The sequence below is a fragment of the Intrasporangium sp. genome, assembly GCF_035280925.1.
Taxonomy (GTDB): domain Bacteria; phylum Actinomycetota; class Actinomycetes; order Actinomycetales; family Dermatophilaceae; genus Intrasporangium.
The window spans coordinates 1-21013 of sequence record NZ_DATEEY010000165.1 but is presented as its reverse complement, the minus strand read 5'-3'; the positions used below and the strand labels follow the sequence as shown (position 1 = coordinate 21013).

The 21013-nt window shown below is 70.1% G+C and carries 20 protein-coding genes; 8 read left to right on the top strand and 12 right to left on the bottom strand.

Annotated features, from left to right (window positions below; translation table 11 throughout):
• Positions 1-79 precede the first annotated feature (79 nt).
• The gene (locus VJN29_RS15075; protein WP_324144453.1) at positions 80-724 is read right to left on the bottom strand and encodes a TrmH family RNA methyltransferase; all 645 of its coding nucleotides are present in this window, start codon (positions 722-724) and stop codon (positions 80-82) included.
• 72 nt (positions 725-796) lie between these two features.
• Between VJN29_RS15075 and VJN29_RS15070 the strand changes: the two genes are divergently transcribed.
• Both VJN29_RS15070 and VJN29_RS15065 read left to right on the top strand, forming a co-directional pair.
• Positions 797-1522 (top strand): DedA family protein, encoded by a 726-nt coding sequence (locus VJN29_RS15070; protein ID WP_324144452.1) that lies wholly within the window; start codon positions 797-799, stop codon positions 1520-1522.
• 127 nt (positions 1523-1649) lie between these two features.
• On the top strand, positions 1650-2567 hold the full coding sequence (locus tag VJN29_RS15065) for a TIGR03086 family metal-binding protein (protein WP_324144451.1): 918 nt from the start codon (positions 1650-1652) through the stop codon (positions 2565-2567).
• Between the two features lie 37 nt (positions 2568-2604).
• Here VJN29_RS15065 and VJN29_RS15060 read toward each other — a convergent pair whose 3' ends face one another.
• Complete coding sequence (locus VJN29_RS15060) at positions 2605-3522, bottom strand: S1C family serine protease (RefSeq protein ID WP_324144450.1); 918 nt, start codon at positions 3520-3522, stop codon at positions 2605-2607.
• 252 nt (positions 3523-3774) lie between these two features.
• Positions 3775-4509: a LemA family protein gene (locus tag VJN29_RS15055; protein ID WP_324144449.1), complete on the bottom strand. Its 735-nt coding sequence runs from the start codon at positions 4507-4509 to the stop codon at positions 3775-3777.
• 97 nt (positions 4510-4606) lie between these two features.
• On the opposite strand from VJN29_RS15055, the gene VJN29_RS15050 reads away from it, so the two are divergent.
• Together VJN29_RS15050 and VJN29_RS15045 are read left to right on the top strand one after the other, a co-directional pair.
• On the top strand, positions 4607-4912 hold the full coding sequence (locus VJN29_RS15050; protein WP_324144448.1) for a DUF1905 domain-containing protein: 306 nt from the start codon (positions 4607-4609) through the stop codon (positions 4910-4912).
• The gene (locus tag VJN29_RS15045; protein ID WP_324144447.1) at positions 4909-5574 is read left to right on the top strand and encodes a hypothetical protein; all 666 of its coding nucleotides are present in this window, start codon (positions 4909-4911) and stop codon (positions 5572-5574) included. The genes VJN29_RS15050 and VJN29_RS15045 overlap by 4 nt, the downstream gene beginning before the upstream one ends.
• Here VJN29_RS15045 and pyrE read toward each other — a convergent pair.
• The 3 genes from pyrE to VJN29_RS15030 are packed head-to-tail and all read right to left on the bottom strand — an operon-like array spanning position 5548 to position 7788.
• On the bottom strand, positions 5548-6117 hold the full coding sequence (gene pyrE, locus VJN29_RS15040) for an orotate phosphoribosyltransferase (RefSeq protein WP_324144446.1): 570 nt from the start codon (positions 6115-6117) through the stop codon (positions 5548-5550). The genes VJN29_RS15045 and pyrE overlap by 27 nt on opposite strands.
• Positions 6118-6170: 53 nt before the next feature.
• A complete protein-coding gene (locus tag VJN29_RS15035) occupies positions 6171-6941 on the bottom strand; it encodes an SDR family NAD(P)-dependent oxidoreductase (RefSeq protein WP_324144445.1) in 771 nt (256 codons plus the stop codon).
• Positions 6942-6951: 10 nt separating this feature from the next.
• The gene (locus VJN29_RS15030; RefSeq protein WP_324144444.1) at positions 6952-7788 is read right to left on the bottom strand and encodes an alpha/beta fold hydrolase; all 837 of its coding nucleotides are present in this window, start codon (positions 7786-7788) and stop codon (positions 6952-6954) included.
• A gap of 79 nt (positions 7789-7867) precedes the next feature.
• Between VJN29_RS15030 and VJN29_RS15025 the strand changes: the two genes are divergently transcribed.
• Positions 7868-8662 (top strand): exodeoxyribonuclease III, encoded by a 795-nt coding sequence (locus VJN29_RS15025; RefSeq protein WP_324144443.1) that lies wholly within the window; start codon positions 7868-7870, stop codon positions 8660-8662.
• Between the two features lie 389 nt (positions 8663-9051).
• Here VJN29_RS15025 and VJN29_RS15020 read toward each other — a convergent pair whose 3' ends face one another.
• The gene (locus VJN29_RS15020; RefSeq protein WP_324144442.1) at positions 9052-10845 is read right to left on the bottom strand and encodes an MFS transporter; all 1794 of its coding nucleotides are present in this window, start codon (positions 10843-10845) and stop codon (positions 9052-9054) included.
• A 5-nt stretch (positions 10846-10850) separates the two neighbouring features.
• Entirely contained in the window at positions 10851-11558 is a 708-nt protein-coding gene (locus VJN29_RS15015) for an LppX_LprAFG lipoprotein (RefSeq protein WP_324144441.1), read from the bottom strand.
• 119 nt (positions 11559-11677) lie between these two features.
• On the opposite strand from VJN29_RS15015, the gene VJN29_RS15010 reads away from it, so the two are divergent.
• Entirely contained in the window at positions 11678-12226 is a 549-nt protein-coding gene (locus tag VJN29_RS15010) for a hypothetical protein (protein WP_324144440.1), read from the top strand.
• Positions 12223-12831 (top strand): HAD family hydrolase, encoded by a 609-nt coding sequence (locus tag VJN29_RS15005; protein ID WP_324144439.1) that lies wholly within the window; start codon positions 12223-12225, stop codon positions 12829-12831. The genes VJN29_RS15010 and VJN29_RS15005 overlap by 4 nt, the downstream gene beginning before the upstream one ends.
• A gap of 227 nt (positions 12832-13058) precedes the next feature.
• On the opposite strand, the gene VJN29_RS15000 is transcribed toward VJN29_RS15005, so the two are convergent.
• The 4 genes from VJN29_RS15000 to VJN29_RS14985 all read right to left on the bottom strand — a co-directional run bounded on the left by VJN29_RS15000 (position 13059) and on the right by VJN29_RS14985 (position 20513).
• Positions 13059-13511, bottom strand: a complete 453-nt coding sequence (locus VJN29_RS15000; RefSeq protein WP_324144438.1) for a hypothetical protein — start codon at positions 13509-13511, stop codon at positions 13059-13061.
• A 255-nt stretch (positions 13512-13766) separates the two neighbouring features.
• Complete coding sequence (gene clpB / locus VJN29_RS14995; protein ID WP_324144437.1) at positions 13767-16328, bottom strand: ATP-dependent chaperone ClpB; 2562 nt, start codon at positions 16326-16328, stop codon at positions 13767-13769.
• Between the two features lie 143 nt (positions 16329-16471).
• Complete coding sequence (locus VJN29_RS14990) at positions 16472-18580, bottom strand: glycosyltransferase (RefSeq protein WP_324144436.1); 2109 nt, start codon at positions 18578-18580, stop codon at positions 16472-16474.
• Between the two features lie 52 nt (positions 18581-18632).
• A complete protein-coding gene (locus VJN29_RS14985; RefSeq protein WP_324144435.1) occupies positions 18633-20513 on the bottom strand; it encodes a glycosyltransferase family protein in 1881 nt (626 codons plus the stop codon).
• A gap of 55 nt (positions 20514-20568) precedes the next feature.
• On the opposite strand from VJN29_RS14985, the gene VJN29_RS14980 reads away from it, so the two are divergent.
• Positions 20569-21013, top strand: a 445-nt coding sequence (locus VJN29_RS14980; protein WP_324144434.1) for a hypothetical protein, incomplete at its 3' end; no start/stop codon positions are given.

The window sequence follows — 21013 nt, the reverse complement described above, 5'->3', positions numbered from 1 at the left end:
AGTGCACACTCGACTGAAGCTGAGCCGGCGTCTACTGCACACTCGACTGAGGCTGGGGGGTTGCAGCTGCGATGGGGCGCTACGGCAGCTGGCCGAAGACGTGGCGGCGCACCCACGCGTGCATCGCGATGGCGGCAGCGGCACCGGCGTTGACCGACCGGGTCGAGCCGAACTGCTCGATGTGGAGGACGACCTCGCACTCGCTGCGCATCGGCTCGGACAGCCCCGGCCCCTCCTGGCCGAAGACGAGGACGCAGCGGCGCGGCACGTCGTAGGTCTCGAGCGTCACCGAACCCGGCAGGTTGTCGATCCCGACGATGGACAGCCCCTCGCTCCGCGCCCACCCGGCGAAGGAGGCCGCGTCCACATGGTGGTGCTCGTGCTGGTAGCGGTCGGTGACCATCGCCCCGCGGCGGTTCCAGCGGCGCTTGCCGACGATGTGGAAAGCCTTGGCGTTGAAGGCGTTCGCCGTGCGAATGACCGATCCGATGTTGAAGTCGTGACCCCAGTTCTCGACGGCGACGTGGAAGTCGTGACGGCGCGCGTCGAGGTCGGCAACGATCGCCTCCTGCCGCCAGTAGCGGTAGGCATCGACGACGTTGCGGCGGTCACCGTGCTCCAGGAGGTCAGGGTCCCAGTGGTCGCCGGACGGCCACTCCCCCTGCCACGGCCCCACTCCGACGGCCTCGCGTTCGACGCCGATCTCGCGCTCGCCCTTCGTCACGCCGTCAGGGTAGTGGTCCCCCGATCTCGCCCGATTCCCTCACTGCGGTCACCGGACCTTACCCTTGAGCCCATGCATGCCCTCGCCGCACTCGCGCCCGTCACGCTGGGCCCGGACTGGATGGACCCCGTGTACCTGCTCGAGCAGTACGGCGAGGCCTTCTTCTGGATCTCGCTCGCCATCGTCTTCATCGAGTGCGGCCTGCTCTTCCCGATCCTGCCGGGCGACTCGCTCCTGTTCGCCGTGGGCCTGTTCATCGCGACCGGCCAGGTGGACGTCAACCTCGGGGTGGCGATCGCGGCCCTCTTCATCGCCGCCTTCCTCGGCAACGTCGTCGGCTACGAGATCGGTCGCGCCATCGGCACGCCCCTCTACAACCGTGAGGGCCGGTTCATCAAGAAGAAGTACTTCGACCAGACGAACGCGTTCTTCGACAAGCACGGAAACAAGGCCCTCGTCATCGGACGCTTCGTGCCGATCGTGCGCACCTTCATCACCGTGGTTGCCGGCGTCGGCCGCATGGAGCGACGTCGGTTCTTCGAGTGGAGCGCGGTCGGCGCGCTCCTGTGGACGGCGAGCCTGACGCTGCTCGGCTACTTCCTCGGCAAGTCGTTCCCCGGCCTGCAGGACAAGCTCGAGATCGCCATCCTGCTCATCGTGGCCGTGTCGGTCATGCCGATGGTCTTCGAGTACCTCAGGCACCGACGTCAGTCCAACGCCATCGCCGCCGAGCTCGGCGAGGCAGCCGAGGAGATCGCCAAGAGCGCCACTCACCACGACAGTGGGGACGGTCGCTGATCGCTTCGCCGGGTTCCGTCCCATTCGGCCGTATGCCGCTGGGCCGGCTTCCGCGGAAAGCCTCCCGGACGCTGGGGTTGAGCCTCACACTGGACGAACAGGGGTAGCTCTCGGATCGGAGCGACCGATGAATGTTGGCACCCTCTACCGCCGGACGCTCGAGATCTGGGCCGACCGAGTCGCGGACGCCGCAGGCTGCGACTGGACCGCTCCGACGCCGTGCCGCGCGTGGACGGTCCGCGACCTGGTCAACCACGTGACTGGCGAGGACCTGTGGACGGCGCCGCTCGTGCGCGGGGAGACGATCGAGCGGGTTGGGGACCGCTTCGACGGAGACCTGCTCGGGTCCGAACCGGTCAGCCGCGCCCTCTACGCCGCCGGCCAGGCCAGCGCGCTGGTCGCGGAGATGCTGCCCCGGCAGGGAACGGTCCACCTCTCCTACGGCGAGGAGTCGGTGGAGGAGTACGTCCACCAGCTCGCCGCGGACCACCTCGTCCATGCCTGGGACCTGGCCGCCGCAACCGGCGGAGACACGCACCTGGACCCGAAGCTGGTGGCCGAGGTCACCAGCTGGTTTGCCGCACGTGAGGACGGCTATCGGTCGACTGGGGCCGTCGGGCCGCGCATCGGTACGTCCGGCGACCCCCAGCACGACCTGCTGTCCGCCTTCGGCCGGGACGCGCACTGGGGACCCAACCACGCCGGTCTGGCTCGGTTCTCGGCCGCGTTCAGCCGCGGGGACATCGAGGCGATCATGGCGCACATGACGGACGACTGCGTCTTCGAGGCCACGGGACCAGCCCCTGACGGCATCCGGCATGAGGGTGCCGAGGCGGTCCGTCAGGTGTGGGAGGAGGTCTTCTCAACCACGAGGGGGGCCAACTTCACGGAGGAGGAGCTGTTCGTCGCCGGCGAACGTGGCGTCCTGCGCTGGCGGTTCTCGTGGGCAAACGACGACGGCTCCCCCGGTCACGTCCGCGGCGTTGACATCCTTCGGCTGCGCGACGGCAAGGTCTGCGAGAAGCTCTCCTACGTCAAGGGATGACCGCCGGGCAGGTCCCGCGCGTCGCACCTCAGGATGGTCAGTCGACGAGCTCTGCGGGCCGTGCCACGACGTCGACCATTGCGCCGTTGCGCAGCACGGTGATCTCGGTGCGTCGTCCGATGGCGTCCTCGAACATCAGCCGCTGCAGTGACTGCGCATCTGCCAGCGGGGTCCCGTCGACGGCGATGATGAGGTCACCGGGCTGGATCCCGCTTGCCGCGGCCGGGCTGCCGGTGACGACCTCCGCGACGCGGAGGGCGTGACGCCGTCCGGTCCGCTCGACCCATCGCTCGTCGAGCGGCGTCGGCACGCTGACCAGGCCTAGGTAGGCCCGCCGCACCCGCCCGTCCTCGCGCAGCGCCCGCAGGATCCGCCGCGTCGTCGCGTTGACCGGCACTGCGAGGCCCACGCCGATTCCCGCGACGGCCGTGTTGATCCCCACGACGCGACCCCGGGCGTCCGCGAGAGCCCCGCCGGAGTTCCCCGGGTTCAGGGCCGCATCGGTCTGGATGACGTCCTCGATGAGCCGGGTCGCCGTGCGACCTCTTGCGGGCATGGAACGGCCCAGGGCGCTGACGACCCCTGCGGTGACACTGCCCTCGAGGCCGAGCGGGTTGCCCACGGCCACGACGAGCGAGCCGACCCGGAGCTGGTCCGCGTCCCCGAACTCCGGCGGCTCCGGGACGTCGGCCCCCGTCCGGATGATCGCCAGGTCGGAGAGGGGATCGCGTCCGACGACGGCGAACGGACCGGTCACCCCATCCGCGAAGGCCACCTCACCGCGGCTCGCCTCGCCGACGACGTGGGCGTTGGTGACCAGATGACCCTCGGCGCTGAGAACGACCCCCGAGCCTGAGCCGCGTCTCGTCCGCACCGATGCCACGCGCGGCGTCAGGTGCGCGGCCACGCTGGTCACCACGGCGGAATAGGCGTCCAGGGCGTCGTCATCGGTCATTCCCGTGAAACGAGCGCCGGCACCGCACCGATTCCCCTGATCGCTGCAGGCGAACACCAAGCCGTTCACCACGTCCTCGTCGAGTGTGCAGCTAGCGCCCGGCCGGCCACGTCGAGTGTGCAGTTGGCGCCCGGCCGGCCCCGTCGAGTGTGCAGTTGGCGCCGTCGCGGACTGCACACTCGACCAAGCCCGGCTGGATGCCAGCTGGCCCACGCTTTCGTCGAGTGTGCAGCTAGCGCCCCGCAGAGAGGTTCACTCGTTGGGCGCGTGCCGATCGACCGTCGGGTCGGGCGCCTGCGCCTGCGGCAGGCCGCTGGCACTCTGGCTCTGGCCCGGCTGCGTCGTCGGCCCCGTCACGGAGCCCGGCTGCGTCGACGGACCGCCGACGACGGGCGGGGTCGGCGCGTTGCCGAAGGTTCCCGGCGCCTGGTTGCCGAAGCTGACGCTGGGCACCTGCGCCTCGACCGCGGACGTCTCGAAGTACTCGGCACGCTTGATGCCGGCCATGTTGGCGAGGAAGTTCGTCGGGACGGACTCGACCTTGGTGTTGAGGTCGCGCACGAGTGCGTTGTAGTAGCGGCGCGAGCTTGCGATGCGGTCCTCGGTGCTGGTCAGCTCGGCCTGGAGTGCCTGGAAGTTCTGGTTCGCCTTGAGGTCCGGGTAGGCCTCGCTCACCGCGATGAGCCGTCCGAGCGCCTGGCTCAGCATGCCCTCGGACTCGGCCGCCTGAACCGGCGACTGACCGCCCGCCATGGCCGCCGACCGAGCGCGCATGACCTCCTCGAGGGTGCCGCGCTCGTGCGTCGCGTAGCCCTTGACCGTCTCCACGAGGTTGGGGATGAGGTCGTGGCGACGCTTGAGCTCGACGTCGATCTGGCGCCAGCCCTCCTCGACCTTGTTGCGCAGGGCGATGAGACCGTTGTAGGCGGTGACGCCCCAGATGGCGAGGATGACGACGAGGCCGAGCAGGATCCAGACGACGATCATGGCAACTCCCGATTCGCAGTGGTCGGTGCACCGATCCTAGTCCGGTGGCCGGCTCCGGCCCCGCTGCGTTGTCGGTGCCGCGCCCTAGATTCTGGGAATGGAGTCGTGCAGGTTCACCGCGGAGCTGTGGCGCTGGAAGGCGCAGGACGGCTGGTTCTTCGTAACGCTCCCCGAGTCCGCGTCCATGCTCGCAAGGGAGAGGCCGCGCCCGCCGCGAGGGTTCGGCTCGGTTCGGGTGCGGGTCCACGTCGACGGGCCGGGCCGGCCGACCATCTGGGACACCTCGGTGTTCCCCGACTCCACGAGCGGGAGCTACGTCCTGCCGATGAAGAAGAAGGTGCGCGCGGCCCACGACCTCGAGGAGGGCGACCCCGTCGACATCCTGCTGGAGGTGCTCGAGTGAGTCAGGCCACCGGCCCGCGGGCACCGGCCCGCAACCGGGTCAGCCCGCTCGGCGAGATCATCGCCGCCCCCGGCCGAGGAACGTGGATGGGCAACCGCGGCCGCCTGCACGACGGTCGTGGCACCCGTGAGGTCGTTCGCAACCACCAGACCCGGGCCTGGATCACCTGCCGCCTGTCGTTCTGGAACCGGCGGGCTGCGCAGTGGGAGCCCGGGCACTACACGCCGCTCTTCTTCCTCGACGAGGCCGTCGCCCTTGCTGCCGGGCATCGCCCGTGCGCCGAGTGCCGGCGGCCCGCCTACACGCAGTTCCGTGGCCTTGTCGCCGAGGGCCTCGGCGCCTCACGACTCCTCGCGCCAGAGCTCGACCGGCTGCTGCACGAGGAGCGCTGGGACGCGCGGCACCGCTCCCGTCGACTCCACACGGCTCATTGGCCAGAGCTGCCCGCCGGCTCCTTCGTCCTCATCGACTCGGGGCCAGCCCTCGTTGAGGACGACCACCTCACCCTCTGGCGGCCTGACAACCGCTATGGCGAGAAGGTGCCGCGTCCTCGCACCGGGACCGCCACCCTGGTCACGCCACCCTCGACGGTGGCGGCGCTCAGGCGCGGCTACCCGGCCCAGCGCGGCGGCCCCTCAGCCCAGGCCGAGGTCCTCGAGTGAGTAGGCATAGCGGTACTCCACCCCGGCCTCCTCCCGGATCCGCTCCCCGGCGCCGGTCGCGCGGTCCGCGATGGTCGCGACGGCTACCGGTGTCGCTCCCGCCTCGCGTACCGCCCTGACCGCCTCGAGCGGCGAGTTGCCGGTCGTCGTGGTGTCCTCGACGACGAGCACCCGGCGGCCCCGGATGGGCGGCCCCTCGATCCGCTGCTGGAGCCCATGTGCCTTGCCGGCCTTGCGGACGACGTACGCGTCCAACTGCTCCCCCGTAGCCGCCGCGGCGTGCAGCATCGAGGTGGCGACGGGGTCAGCCCCCAACGTCAGGCCGCCGACGGCGTGGTAGCGCAGGTCCCGGGTCAGGTCGCGCATGACGATTCCGACCAGTGGCGCGGCCTCGCCGTCGAGTGAGATGCGCCGCAGGTCGACGTAGTAGTCAGCCTCCGTGCCCGAGCTGAGCGTGACGCGGCCGTGGACGATCGCCCGCTCCGTGATCAGTTCGAGCAGTCGGGCGCGCGCAAGGGCGACGTCGGTCCGTGGCTGGGTCACAAGGCTTCATCGTATGCCGCTGAGCCGGGCCCCAGCGCCAGCGGCGTCACGCATCAGCGGCGTCTGCGAGCGACCTTGGCAGCCCTGCGGACGAGTGGGCGAGGCGCGACGCTGAGCAGCCCCACGATCGCCTTGTACTGGAGGCCCGGCACGGAGACGACGCGTCCCTTGGCCACATCGCTCAGGCAGCCAGCGACGAGATCGGCCGGGTCGAGCCACATGAAACCGGGACCCGGCTTCGAGAGGCCGGCGCGTTCCTGGAACTCGGTATTCGTGAAGCCCGCGCAGAGCGCAGTGGCGGTGACGCCGGAGCCGTCCAGCTCCATGGCCAGCCCCTCGGTGAACGAGGTCACCCAGGCCTTGGCCGCGGAGTAGGACCCGGACGCCAGGAATCCGGCCACCGAGGACACGTTGATGATGGTGCCGCGACGCCGATCGCGCATCGCCCGGCCCGCGGCGTGGGAGAGGACGAGCACAGCCCGCACGAACACGTCGAAGGCCGCCTCCTCGTCCGCGAGGTCGCCGCGCAAGAAGCTCCGGCGCAGGGCGAAGCCGGCATTGTTCACCAGCACGTCCACGGGACGGTCCCCGTCACCCAGCCGGTCGGCGACCGCCTGAAGAGCCTGCCGATCGGTGAGGTCGGCCACGAGGATCTCGGACTCAGCGGCATACGTCCGCTTGAGCTCGGCGGCCACCTCCTCGAGTCGGCCCCGGTCGCGCGCAACGAGCACGAGGTCGTGGCCTCGCTGGGCGAGCTGGTTGACGAACTCCCGGCCGATGCCAGCGCTGGCTCCGGTCACGAGGGCGACGGGGCGCGAGGTCATGGGGGTCACCTTAGGGTGCGGGCGTGCTCTGCACCCGGCTGATGATCGCGTCCGCGCACTCGGCCGGTCGTGTCTCCGGTAGCCAGTGCGTCGCGTCGAGCTCGATGAACTCGTACGGCCCGGTCACGTGGTCGCGGGTCAGCTCCGCCGCATGCCGCCCGAGCGCGACGTCGCGTGATCCCCAGACGTAGGTCGCCGGTACGGCGACGCGGTGGGCCCGGACGGTCGAGGATCGCATGGCGCGGTACCAGCTGATCGGCCCGCGGAGCGCCTCGGGCCTGGCCAGTCGGCTGGCGTAGCGTTCCGCGTCCTCGATGGGCAGGCCGGACCCGACCATGACGCTGCGGAAACCGGCGGCGACGACTCGCTCCGGGAGCACCGGGACCTGGAAGGCGGCCATGTACCACGACCGGCGCAGCTGGTCGAAGGTCCGCAGGGACCGGGACAGCGCCGCGGGGTGCGGAGTCGCAAGCACCGTCACCGAGCCGACGCGGTCCGGGTGGTTGCCGGCCACGAGCCAGGCGACGCCTCCACCCCAGTCGTGGCCGACGAGGTGGACCCGTTCGTGACCCGTGGCGTCGATGAGCGCGATGACGTCGCCGATGAGGTGCTCGAGCCGGTAGGCGGCCGTGTCCGGTGGCCTGGCACCGGCGCAGTAGCCGCGCTGGTCCGGCGCCCAGGTCCGCATCCCGGCGGCGTGGAGCCGCTCGCTGATGGGGTCCCAGCTCGAGCGGTCCTGCGGGAAGCCGTGCAGCAGCACCACCGGAGTGCCATCGGCCGGCCCCGCATCGGTCACGTCGAAGACGAGGCGCTCGTGCTGCAGGGTCGTCAGCCGGTGGGTTGCCATGCCCCATGATCACCCATCGTCGCCATGTGCCCGCAGGGTGGTCAGGCCGTGTCCGACCCGCTCGTTAGGGTAAGGAACCGTGCGCATTGCCACCTGGAACGTCAACTCCATCCGCTCCCGGATCGACCGAGTGACGGACTGGCTCGTCCGGAGCGACGTCGACGTCCTCGCCCTCCAGGAGACCAAGGCTCGCGAGGACCAGTTCCCCTACGACCGGTTCAAGGACCTCGGCTACGAGGTGGCCCACCATGGGCTGTCGCAGTGGAACGGCGTGGCGGTCGCGTCCAGAGTCGGCATCGAGGACGTGCAGATCGGTTTTGAGGAGATGCCCGGGTGGGGCGACCCGGTGGCCGCCGAGGCCAGGGCGATCGGTGCGACGTGCGGCGGCGTCCGCGTCTGGTCGCTCTACATCCCGAATGGGCGGACACTCGAGGACCCGCACCTGCTCTACAAGGTCGACTGGCTGCATGCCCTCGCCGATGCCGGCCGCGCTTGGCTGACCGAGGACCCGAGCGCACAGGTCGCCCTGCTCGGCGACTGGAACATCGCACCGTTGGACGAGGACGTCTGGAGCGTGCCCTACTACGAGGGACGCACCCACACGTCGCCGAAGGAACGCGCCGCCTTCCAGGGCGTCGTCGACGCCGGCTACGAGGACGTGGTCCGGCCGCACACTCCGGGTCCCGGGGTCTACACGTACTGGGACTACACGCAGCTGCGCTTCCAGAAGGGCCGGGGAATGCGGATCGACTTCGCCCTGTGCTCGCCGGCGCTGGCGGCGCGGGTCGTCGGTGCAGCCATCGACCGGGAGGCACGCAAGGGTAAGGGGGCGAGCGACCACGCCCCCGTCGTGTTCGAGATCGACTCGGAGTGATGTCGCTGGGCCGTATGCCGCTGGGCTCGCTCTCCCGTTCAGGTGCCGTCTCAGCCCGCAGCTCGCCAGCAGGCATGGTCGGAGACCAGGAGTGCGGACTTCTGGGCAACGCTGTCGACGATGGCCTGATCAACTCGGCTCTTGGTCAAAGTGAGGTTGTCGAGCTCTGACCAGGCGAAACTGGCGAACCCCGCCGATGGGGCCGAATGGTGGCTGATCACTGCTGTGCGGTTGAGCCGGTGGACGGCCGCGCACGCCCGCACCAGTGTTCGTCCTCGAGGCTCTGCGGCTCGCGCACCGAGTAGCGGCCTCGAACAAGGGGAAGCAGGCCAACGGCTGGCTACGAAGGGTGCGCAGTCTTGGTTTGCCCCAAACCCGTGGCTCGACCGTCAGAGGCCGACGAACCTCGGCTCGTCGACGACCTTGACGGCGACCCGACGGCTGCCCAGCGTGAAGGCGATCACCGCACCCAGGAGCGCCGCGACGGCGCCACCCAGGAAGACGGTCTGCACCTGCACCACGCCGGCCGCGACGAGCGCGTCCGTGGCGAGCGGGTCCGGTATGCGGCGGGCCGCCTCGAAGTAGCGGTTGAGCCCGATCGAGGTCAGGAGTGCGAGTCCGACGACCATGCCGACCATCCTCGCGACGACCACGAGGGCGCTCGCGACGCCGTGCGCATGCTCGGGCGAGTCGGCGAGCGCCGCGTTGTTCACGGGAGCGAGGGCAAGTCCCATGCCGAGGCCGACGACGATCAGCACGAGCGTCGTCGGCACCGCGTCCTGGATGGAGTCGAGGGTCCACCCGGACATGGCGAGCAGCCCAGCTGCCGCCATCAGGAGCCCGAACCCGGCCACGGCGCCGTCGCCCAGTCGACGGAGGGACCATCCCCCGACGAGGGCGCCGACTGGCACTGCCAGCAGGAAGCGGACGAGCACCAGTGCCGCCCCCGTCTCGTCGTAGGCGTCGGTCAGGCGGGCGAGAACCGGGACGTCGACGACGACGGCGACGAGCGCAGCGCCGACGAGAAGGCTGACGAAGAGGGAACGCAGGCCACGTTGGCCGACGACGCGCCTGGGGATGAGGGGGTCGGTCGCGTGCCCATGCCACCAGAGGAGGACGGCCAGCGCTACCGCCCCGAGCGGCAGGAGCGCCAGGCCCCATGGCCCGACCACCTCCTTCTCGGGATCGGACGACGCGAAGGTCAGGACGAGACTGCCCAGCGCGATGGCGACGAGAAGCGCCCCGAGGAGATCGACACGGCGGAGCACCGCCCACCAGCGGGAAGCTGTGACGGCTGCGAGCAGGAGGAGCAGCATCAGCGCGCTCACCCCGATCGGGGTCAGGAGCGGCGACGCCCCGACGAAGGGCACAAACGGCACGCCGAGCGTCACGTCCGAGACGAGGGCCTCTGGCCTGGCCAGCCCGAGCCAACCGAGGCCGAGTCCCAGCACGGCGAGCACCCACACCACCACGCGTCGCGTGCGCCCAGACCCCGGTCCCGCCTCCGGCATTTTCTGCACACTCGACGTGGGGGACGGCGGCATTTTCTGCACACTCGACGTGGCGGACGGCGCCGCTTTCTGCACACTCGACGTGAGGGGCGGGAGGGCTGGGAGCGAGCGCGGCCCGAGAGCGCGCACAGCGGCATACAGGATGAGTCCGGCCACGACGTTGGCCCAGAAGATGGCCCGCCATCCCGACCACGCGAGGATCACCGCGCCGAGCACGGGGCCGAGCACCGAGCCGAGCTCCTGCACCGCCCCGACCACGCCGAGCGGTGTGCCGCGACGGTCCGGTGGCCAGAGATCCGCGACGAGGGCCAGCGTCGCGGGCACCAGCCCGCCGCCGCCGATGCCCTGGAGCACCCGGCCGCCGACGAGGATGCCCAGGTCGGTCGCCAGCGCCGTCACCGCGGAGCCGACCACGAAGACGACGAGGCAACCGAGCAGCACGCGGCGCCGGTCGAGCAGGTCCGAGAGCCGCCCGATGAGCGGCAGCACGGCGATGTAACCGAGCAGGAAGCCCGAGATGATCGGCGTCGCCCGCTGCAGCGCGTCCACGCCGATGCCGACGCCGGCCATCATGTCGGTCAGCGCCAGGACGACCACATAGGTGTCGGCCGCTGCGAGCGCGACGGCGACCGACGCCGTCGCCAGCAGGGCGTGCCGGCGGGACGAGGGCACCGGGCTCAGGGCTTCTCGATGGTGACCGGTGTGCCGTACTGGTCGAGCGTCACGGTGTAGGTCGACGACGTGCCGGACCCGAAGAACGGCCCCGTGAGGGCGACCTGACGCAGCTCGTCCGCGTCGGTCAGGCCGAAGGTGGCCTGGAAGGAGCCGTTCCGGTCGCCGATGAGGAAGAGGTCGACGACGTTCGCACCCGGGATGGTCCCCTTGATCGTCGTGAGGACCTCGCTTCCGTTCCGGACCTGCTCCCCCTCGACGGGACTCTGCGTGGCGGTGAGCAGCGACGACAGACCACGATCAGTCGAGAAGAGCGTGGCCGGGTCGGGCACGCCGAAGGCCTTGGGGTCGATCTTGTTCATCCCGGGGAAGAGCGGCAGCTTGGCCCACACCTCGCCACCCGTGGAGATGATCTCCACGTCGGCGGGGATGCCGGAGAACACGCCCTTGAGCGTGCCCTTGAAGGCGGGCGGGTGGGCGCCCCACCCGTCACCGGCGGTGACACCGCTGGCGTCCTTCGGCACCCCGGAGCTGTCCAGCTCGAGGTGGACCGAGGGCGCCTCGTCAACCTTCGCCTTGGCCGCAGCGAGGCGCTGGGCGGGGCTCGGCGGGGTCGGTCCCGGAGTGTTGTCGCCGTCGCTGGTGCACGCGGCCAGTCCCGTCGCGCAGAGCGCGGCGAGAAGGGCGGCGGCGAGCTTCACCGGGATTCGCATGGGCGTCAGGCTAACGGAGCCACATGGGCGCCAACCGAACCAGCACCCGCCGGCTGGGTACGGCTAGGGTCGAACGCAGCCGGAAGCGCATGACCGATGCGCATGACAAAGGAGTTGACATGGCCCTGCTCGGCATCATCCTCTTGGTTCTCGGCGCCGGCGTCGGTATCGCCGCCTTCCTGGGCGTGCGTGACGAGACGGGCACGGTCCAGCTCCAGGCGCTCGGCTTCAGCCGGGACTCACAGCCCCTCGAGCTCGTCGCCGTTGGAGCCATCGCGATGCTCCTCGTCGCCCTCGGCTGGGCCCTGGTCGCCGCAGCGGCTCGCCGCCGGGCCAGGATCCGCCGGGACGAACGGGAGGCCGAGCGCCTCGCCGACCTCGAGCGGACGGCCGAGGCCGACCGAGTCGAGCAGGAACGCCGCTTCGAGGAGGCCTCCCTGCGGGATGAGGACCTCCGCAGCCGCGAGAGTCGACTCGACGAATGGGCAAAGGAGCTCGACGCGCGGGAGCGGGAGGTCGCCCGCCTCGAGGACGCTTACAAGCAGCGGGTCGACCCGTCGGTGGCTGACGTCGTGACCGGCCGAGCCGAGGGCAGCGTGTCCGAGGGCACCGCACACTGGGCGCACACGACGCCGCGCCGGCAGAACGACGGCGATCCGAGCACGTGACCCGGCAGGTCAGGGAGCACGTCGCCTACGTCTTCGACCTCGACGGGGTCATCCGCGACTTCGCCCCCGGGGACCAGAACCCCGTCATCGAGGCTGCGCTGAACCTGCCACCCGGCACGGTCGCGGCCACCGCCTTCCGTCCGGACCTGCTCGAGCCGACGATCACCGGCCGGCAGACCTTCGACGAGTGGTTTGCCGCGATCTGCCTCGCCCTGGAGTCAGCTGTCCCCGAGCCCGAGCGCGTCCGGGGGCACATGGAGAAGTGGCGAGCCCACCGTGGCTCGCCCATCGACGAGACGGTCGAGCGGCTCCGGACGCTGCGCGAGGACGGCCACCGGACCTATGTCTTCACCAATGGGACTGACTACGTCCCCGAGGAGATCGAGCTGCTCGGGCTGACGCCGTTCTTCGACCGGATCCTCAACAGCGCCGACTTCGGCATCGCCAAGCCGGATCCCGAGGCGTTCGCCGCGGCCCACCGGATGATCGAGGCTGACCTCGGGCACCCCGTGGTGCGCAGCGACGTGTGGTTCACCGACGATCGGCCGGACAACGTCGAAGCGGCGCGCGAATTTGGCTGGGACGCAGAACTGTTCAGTCGTTGACCCAGCCGAAGGGTTCGCAGGGGCGCGCGGACCCGGCTCAGCGGCATACGGACGATTCCGTATGCCGCTGGGCTCCTCCCTGCGAAAGGCCGGGTCGCAGGAGCTGGTACGGCGATGGCGTCGCGCCGTCGCCAGGCGGCCCCCACCTGGCGTGAGTCCGCGGGGCCATGAGTGCCGAAGGCGCGCCCTGGCGCGCGTTCGACACTCACCACGGTGTCCGGGCCGCGTCAGACGACCCGGCCGGAGAACGTGTCGACGATGCAGTCGTCACCGCAGTCGCGGTCCGTACCCCTCACCGTCCCGGCGCCCTCGTTGATGTTCGGGTTGTCTGACGAGACGAGTTGCCACGTGCCGGATGTCTTGGCGAACGAGTTCTCCGCAGAGCGGAAGTTCAGCTCAGCGGTGTACTGGATCACGACATTGCCATCCGGACAGACGACCTCCTTCGTCCCGGCAAAGACGAGACGAGAGGGCGAGATCTGGTTGGCCGACCCGGAGACGTCGATGACCTCGGTGCAGCCGGTCCAGACGCCGTCAGCCTCGATGATCGGGCTGGTACCGGTGAAGGAGGTGTTGACGACGAAGGTCGAGACTGGCGGCAGTGCCGCCTGTGCGCCGGTCGCGGTGGCGACACATGGAACGACGGCCGCCAGGGCGACCAAGGCAAGACGAGCACGCATGAGTGTCCCCTATCTCCCCCGATGACATGGCGCCAAGACAGTGCGCCACCTCTCATGGTCCACCGAATCGGTCTGCGGTCAGGTGCTTTGGGAAAACCTGGATCCCATATGCCCCAATGCTGCCCACACGGTGACATACCGACCCACCCGCCGGGCCATGACGCCGCGTCACACGCGTGAGCGAGCTCACCGGCATACGACATGAGTGCCGAACGCGCGACATACCGCGCGTTCGGCACTCCTCCGGTGGGGCACTCAGCCCAGGCTGAGCGACTCCCCGCTCGGGTCCACGTCCACCGTCACCGTCTGGCCGTCGCGGACCTCGCCGGCGAGGAGCGCACGGGCGAGCCGGTCGCCGATCTCGCGCTGGACGAGGCGTCGCAGCGGTCGTGCACCGTAGGCCGGGTCGTAGCCGCGCTGGGCGAGCCAGTTGCGGGCGGAGTCCTTGACCTCCAAGGTGATTCGCCGGTCGGCGAGCCTGGTCGCGAAGGAACGCACCTGCAGGTCGACGATGTCTGCCAGCTCCGCCTGGCTCAGGGCGTCGAAGATGACGATCTCGTCGAGCCGGTTGAGGAACTCCGGCTTGAACGCGGCGCGCACGAGCCCGAGGACCTCCTCGCGCTTCTGCTCAGGCGAGAGCAGCGGGTCGACGAGGTACTGCGAGCCGAGGTTGGAGGTCATCACGAGGATGACGTTGCGGAAGTCGACCGTCCGCCCCTGGCCGTCGGTGAGCCGGCCGTCGTCGAGCACCTGGAGGAGCACGTCGAAGGTCTCCGGGTGGGCCTTCTCCACCTCGTCGAGCAGCACGACCGAGTAGGGCCGGCGGCGCACGGCCTCGGTCAGCTGGCCGCCCTCCTCGTAGCCGACGTAGCCCGGGGGTGCGCCGATGAGCCGTGCCACCGCGTGCCGCTCGGAGTACTCCGACATGTCGATCCGGACCATGGCGCGCTCGTCGTCGAAGAGGAAGTCCGCGAGGGACTTGGCGAGCTCGGTCTTGCCGACACCCGTCGGGCCGAGGAAGAGGAACGACCCGGTCGGACGGTCGGGGTCCGACACCCCGGCCCGCGTGCGTCGCACGGCATCCGACACCGCGCGCACCGCTTCGGTCTGGCCGATGAGGCGGGCCCCGATGTGCTGCTCCATGTGGAGCAGCTTCTCGGTCTCGCCCTCGAGCAGACGTCCGGCGGGGATGCCGGTCCAGGCCGAGATGACGTCGGCGATGTCGTCCGCGCCGACCTCCTCCTTGACCATCGGGGCCTCGTCGCCGTGGACGGCGGCCTCCTCGCGCTCCTGGGCGGCGGCAAGCTCCTTCTCGAGTGACGGGATGTCGCCGTAGAGGATCTTCGAGGCGCCCGCGAGGTCACCGTCGCGCTGGAGCCGGTCCGCCTGCGTGCGCAGGTCGTCGATGCGAGCCTTGAGGTCGCCGACGGCGTTCAGGCCGGACTTCTCGGCCTCCCACCGGGCGGTGAGCGCGGCCAGCTCCTCGGAACGGTCGGCGAGGTCCTTGCGGAGCCGCTCGAGCCGCTCGCGCGACGCCTCGTCGTGCTCCTGCTCGAGCGCGAACTCCTCCATCTTGAGCCGGTCCACGGCGCGGCGGAGCTCGTCGATCTCGACCGGCGAGCTGTCGATCTCCATGCGCAGTCGCGAGGCAGCCTCGTCGATGAGGTCGATGGCCTTGTCGGGCAGCTGCCGTCCCGAGATGTAGCGGTCCGACAGGCTCGCCGCGGCCACGAGGGCCGCGTCGGCGATGGTCACCTTGTGGTGCCCCTCGTAGCGCTCCTTGAGGCCACGGAGGATGGCGATGGTGTCCTCGACCGAGGGCTCGCCGACGAAGACCTGCTGGAACCGGCGCTCGAGGGCGGCGTCCTTCTCGATGTGCTTGCGGTACTCGTCGAGCGTCGTCGCACCGACGAGGCGCAGCTCGCCGCGGGCGAGCATCGGCTTGAGCATGTTGCCGGCGTCCATCGCGCCCTCACCGCCGGCTCCCGCGCCGACGACCGTGTGCAGCTCGTCGATGAAGGTGACGATCTGCCCGTCGGACGACCTGATCTCGTCGAGCACGGCCTTGAGCCGCTCCTCGAACTCGCCCCGGTACTTCGCCCCGGCCAGCATGGCGCCGAGGTCGAGCGCGTAGAGCGTCTTGTCCCGCAGGCTCTCCGGGACGTCGCCGGCGACGATCCGCTGCGCGAGCCCCTCGACGACGGCCGTCTTGCCGACGCCGGGCTCGCCGATGAGGACGGGGTTGTTCTTGGTCCGCCGGCTGAGCACCTGGACGACCCGACGGATCTCGGCGTCGCGGCCGATGACCGGGTCGAGCTTGCCCTCGCGGGCCGCCGCGGTGAGGTCGGTGCCGTACTTCGCGAGCGCCTCGTAGGTTCCCTCCGGGTTCTCGGACGTCACCGGGCGGCCACCACGCAGGTCGGGGATGGCCCGCTCGATCGCGTCGGCATCGATGCCGAACTGGCCCGTGCGAGCGAGGGCGAGCAGGAGGTGGTCGGTGGAGACGTAGGAGTCGCCCATCGCAGTCATGTACTGCTGGGCCTGCTGGAGGGCGGCAGCTGCGGTCCGGGACAGCTGGGGCTGCTGGGCGCCGCCGCTCACCTGCGGCAGGGCGGCCATCTCCTTCTCGGCGGCCGCCGTGGCGGCACCGACGGACGACCCGGCCTTCTCGAGCAGGGCCGGGGTGGTCGTGCCGGGCTGGGCTGCCAGCGCGAGCAGCAGGTGGGCCGGCTCGATCGCGGGGTGATGCTTCGCGGCGGCGGTCGTCGCGGCCTGGGCGAAGGCCTCCTGAGCCTTGGTGGTCAGCTGAAGATCCATGCATCCTCCTGTGAGAGGGCGGCGTACGTGGTGTGCAACCTCGTCAAAGTTGAGTCTATTCCACTCAACTTACCGCGAGACGATGCCGTATGCCGCTGAGCTCGCTCCCAGCCTCATCGACCCTTGCGCTCCGGCGGGCGGGGTCAGGCGCGGCCGAGGACCGCGTCGACGAGGCGGCCCTCGGTCTTCTCGATCGAGAACAGGTCTGCCAGCTCGGCCTTGGCCCGAGCCGCGTTCTCGGCGCGAAGCTGCTGGTTGGCCTCGATGATCGCCGCTGCCTCCGCGGCCGTGCTGAAGACCAAGTGCTCCGGAAAGAGACCTCGGGCGGCACCCATCCTGGCGAACGCCGGCCAGTCGCGCACGACGGGAACCGCTCCGGAGGCGATGCCCTCGAGCACACCGACGGGGCAGGACTCGCGGAGGCTCGTGCTGAGGATGTAGCCGACGTCGCGCAGGTGTCCGGGCAGCCGCTTCGTGAAGCCGGGATAGTCAATGGCGTCGATCAGGTCCGGCTCCAGGGCCCGGAGGCGGAACTCGCGGGTGTAGGGGTCACTGCGGTTCTGCGGGAAGTCAGCGCCGATGAGCTTGAGTCGCCATCTCTCGTCGCGCTGACGAAGCAGGGCAAGGATGTCGAGGGCGAGCATCGGGTCCTTGACGCGCTGGCCCCACCCCACCAGGCCGATGGTCCAGTCAGCGTCCGGCGACTTGTCGGTGTCGAACTTCTCGGTGCGGATCCGGTTCGTGACGACTCGGACGTCGACGTGGTCCACACGCTCGCCGAGCACCGTCCGGAACACCTCACGGATGTGCGGGCTGACAGCGATCACGGTATCGACGGAGGACCAGTCCACCAGGTGGATGGGGCCTGAAAGCACGTCCACGCTGTGGATGCGGATCGCCATCCTGGCGCCGCGAGGCGTCAGCAGGGAGGCCCAGACGGCACCCTTGTCGGCCCAGTCAGCGACGACGACGTCCGCGCCGGTCATCCCCGCAGCGGCCTCAGGCTCGAGGCCCTGCGCATAGCGGGGACCGTCCTCGATCGCCTCGAGGCGCATCCGGAGCGTCGTCGTGTCGAGGATCATCCCGCCGAACTCCGGCTTGGTCAGGCGCACCACGTCGAGCTCGGCGGCCTCGTCAGCCTCGAGCGCCTCAAGCATCGGTCCTGCGTGGTGGTGGTAGATGCCCGGAAGCAGCACCACTCGCTGGCGGTTGGACCGTGCCGCCGCGGGCCCGGCTTGCTCCGTCGTGCGGCCCTGCTCGTCCGCCAGCAGGCGCTTCCAGAAGGCGGCTGCCTGCAACGGAGCGAGCCACTTCTCGGGGTCGTCCAGCAGGGGGCTGTTGTCCGTAGCCGTGTGCAGCTGCTGGTGGAAGAGCAGCGCCATCCCGATGACAGCGAACGAGTAGCCGCCTTCCGAGTCGTCGGTCGCAAAACGCTGGTCAGCGACCGCAAGGACCTCCCTGACGATGTCCCCGTAGTCGGACGGCAGCGACTCCCCCGCCGCGATGGCGATGTGGAGCCGAAGGGCGCGGGCCGCCGACTTCTCGTCCGGCAGTGCCGGGTAGTGGCGATCGAACAGGTCCATGACATCGAGCAGGACGAGTGCGTCATCCCGACGGCCGCGGCGCACCAGGCGCCGGGCGAGGATGCGCAGCGGCGTCCGCACGTCCGCCTCAGGGGTGAAGTCATGGTGGTCGACGGAGAGCAGGTGCGTGCCCCGTGCGACCAGGCCCGAGGCGGGCAGCCGGTCATAGCTGCCTCGCTTGGCGAACAGCTCGGACTGCACCACGAGCCAGCGCCATGCCGACTCCTCGTCGAGCGCCGCATGGGCGGACCCGTCGCGCCAGACCCTGCCCTTGAGGGGCGGCATGGCGTCGAAGACCCACTCGAAGGCGTCGTCGACGAGGACGATGTGATCCGCCTTGGACAGCTGCTGGCGCAACCACCGATCGACCCGCCGGGAGGCGAGCCACGCCGCATCCCGTCGCGCGGCCCGGGCGGCTCCGCGCGCGAAGCGGTCCATCGACGCCTTGAGGTACCACGGCTCCACGTCGTGGGTCTGACGCACCTTGGCCGTGCGAGGGAAACGCTCCGGCACCTCGCCGTGGATGAAACCGACCGAGACGTGATGCCGCCCGAGGGCGATATCACGCGCCTGCTCGACCCAGTCGTCGAGATCAGCCGCGTCCGCGACGAGGAACAGCCACTGCTCTGGACGCTTCGTGTAGGCGCGCGGCCCGGACGACCTCTTCATCTACTCTCCATGGGTCCGGCTTGCTTGGATGCTGGAACGGGTCGGGCCCCGGTCAGACGGTGACCTGGGCTATCGGGTCGCCGTAGAAGGTGATCCGCCCCTGGCGAACGAGCAGCTCTCGATCGCTGATCGGCCACGTGTGTCCATCAGTGGTCGCAGAGCGGACGCTGACGAAGTTGAAGCGGTCCGAGGCGTAGACCCGACCCCCGGATCGCTTCACCTTCTCGAGGAAGGTGGTGTCCACCCGCCGCGGCACGTCCTCGAATCGCAGCTCCCGCGCCACCTCGGCCGGAACGAGGATCGTGCCGCCCTGCACGAGTCGCACATAGCGGTTCTCGTGGTCCGGGAACCGCAGGAGCACGGCACCGGAGGACGTGAGATGCGCATAGTGCGCCCACTTCCCGACCACGACCGCATCGGTGTACTCGAACGCTCGCACCAGGTCCTTGAGGTAGTGCTCGGCGTAGTGGTTGTCGTCGTCCATCTTGGCCACGTAGCGCCCCGAAGCCGCCTCGAGGCCGAGGTTCATGCAGGCCCCGAGGGTCAGGGACGAGTCGGCCTGCCGGACGACGGGGGCATCGAGACCCCGCTCGGCTGCGCGGCGCTTGAGGTCGATCTCGTCCACGTCGAACCCGTGCGTGACGAGAACGAGCTCGACGGGTCGATGTGACTGTCGCGCCACGTAGTCGAGGACGTTGTCCAGCATGTCGGGGCGCATCGTCGGCACCACCGCGCTGATCGACTGGTCAAGGGGTTCGTGGGGCCGGGCGAGGACGTCGAGCACGGTGTCCACTCGGTGGCGGTAGAGGTGCTCGTCGAAGACGCGGCGATGGGCGAGCAGCCCGACGCGATCGCGATACTCCTCGTGCCGCAGCAGCGATCCAAGGACCAGCCTGCTCTCTGCGGGAGAATCGGACACCGCGATGGTGTCACCGAAGAAGGGCTCGATGGAGGCGGCCCGGCCACTGACGATCGGCGTCTGGGCCGCCGAGAGCTCGAAGAGCCGGCGCGCGCACATGGTCGGGGAGTCCGTCACGGAGTTGACGTTGAGGAAGACCTTGTACGACGTGTACGCCGCGAGCATCTGCTCGTACGGGAGTGAGCCGACGACACTGGACCGGTACTCCGGCGGGAATTGGTAGCGGTGGTCTTCTGCCGCCATCCTGGAGTAGATGTGCAGGCCCAGGTCGATGGCCGGCTTGACGATGGTCTCGATCTGCTCGCGGCGCTCCGGGTGCTTCTCCGTGAAGTACGTGCCGGCGAAGGCGACCTCGTAGGTCCGACCGTGGTCGCGCTCGATCGGGTTGTGGATCCGTGGCTGGGCGCCGAACGGGAGCAGTCCGACGCGGTCGTGGCCCAGGTCTCGCACGTAGTCCGGGATCCGGTCCGCGTCGACGGTGAAGACGTGGTCGAACACGCGGGCGGTGTCGATGAACGTGTCGTAGTTGGGCGGGTCCTCCTTGTTCCAGAAGACCGTCGGGATCCCGTGCTCGCGACACCAGCCGACGAGCTGCCTGAACTCGTCACGGATGGGCTGGTCGCTCGTCATGGCCAGCCGCCATGCGCGGTCATTGCCCTGCCACGCGGACTCGACGAAGAGCAGGTCGGCCTTGCGCGGTTCGGTGAGCTGCCGGCGCCACTCCCCCGGCAGGAGCTTGACCTGGTCCCACTCGTACGCGAAGGCGAGCTCCGAGAACGGGTCGAGGATGACGGCTGCTCGGACGTCCGGCCGGACGACTGGGCCCGTGGGGAGCGGGAAGGAGGGGAGCGGGGGCAATGACTGCCGGCCGTGGACGAATGGAACCCGGCGCCGCACCTCGGTCCTGACGCGAGCGATCAGCTGCGAACGCGCCCGGCGATCGTTCCGTGCGCGGTCGAGGGCCCGCGCCACCTTGGCCAGCCGGTGCCGCGCTTGGGGCGGGATCGCAGTCATGAGGGACAGTCTTACAGCACCAGGGGCAAGCCCCGAACTGTGCCAAGATACGCGCATGGCGAGTGCTGGTCGGGCTACAGCGCAGCGGCCGACGGCACGGATCGTCCCTTCGACTGCTCGCCAGGTCGTCTCGCTGGCCGCCCAGGGCTGGTCGCGGCTCTCCCAGCTGCCCGCGGCGATCTCGGTCGCCGGTCGACACGTCGCGAGAGACCGGTGGAAGGCCGTCTCGGTCGGTCTGCGCGCCTCCCCCGCACCCCTTCGGGAGCAGTTCCGGCACCCCGCCGTCCGTCGGCGGCTGCCGCTTGTCGCCGTCGCCGCCGATGCCGCCGCCGGTGACCGGGAGCATGCCGCTGCCGAGCTTCGTGGGCTCGCCCTCAAGGGACCGGTTGACTCGCTCCTCGGCGTCGCCGCACTCGCCAGCGTCATCGACCGACCCGACCTCGCGTCGCTCGCGGTCGAGCGGCTGCCGGAGGCCTCGCCCGAGGCGACCCGGATCCGCG